This window comes from Parendozoicomonas verongulae (assembly GCF_009711465.1).
GTDB lineage: Bacteria > Pseudomonadota > Gammaproteobacteria > Pseudomonadales > Endozoicomonadaceae > Sansalvadorimonas > Sansalvadorimonas verongulae.
The window spans coordinates 1-455 of sequence record NZ_SMME01000269.1; the positions used below are offsets into that span (position 1 = coordinate 1).

General features: G+C 57.1%; 1 protein-coding gene. It reads right to left on the reverse strand.

Features of this window, described 5'->3' with window-relative positions:
* A partial coding sequence (locus E1189_RS22220) for a hypothetical protein (protein ID WP_230459842.1) occupies positions 1 to 455 on the reverse strand: 455 nt, incomplete at both ends.

Sequence of the window (455 nt, forward strand, 5' to 3'; positions counted from 1 at the left end):
CACTACCTGCCCATGCGGCGCCAGCTTCGCATCGGCCAGCCTGCTTAAATCCCACCGCCAGAACAGCAGGGATGCCCCGTGTAAGGGTAAGATGAACACTATCTGCCCATGCGGCGCCAGCTTCGATTCGGTCAATTTGCTTAACTCTCACCGCCGGAGCAGCAGTGATGCCTGGTGCAAATGGAAGCAGAATATCACCTGCTCTTGTGGCACCACTTTCGATTCGGTCAACCTGCTTAACTCTCACCGACGGAACAGCAGCGACGTCCGGTGCAAGGGGAAGCGAAACACCAACTGCCCATGCGGCGCCACCTTCGATACAGTTAACCAGCTTAAATCCCACCGCCGGTGCAGTAACGATGCTCGGTGCAAGGGGAAACTGAACACCACCTGCCCCTGTGGTACCACATTCGATACGGCCAGCATGCTTGACTCTCACCGCCAGAGCAGCAAAG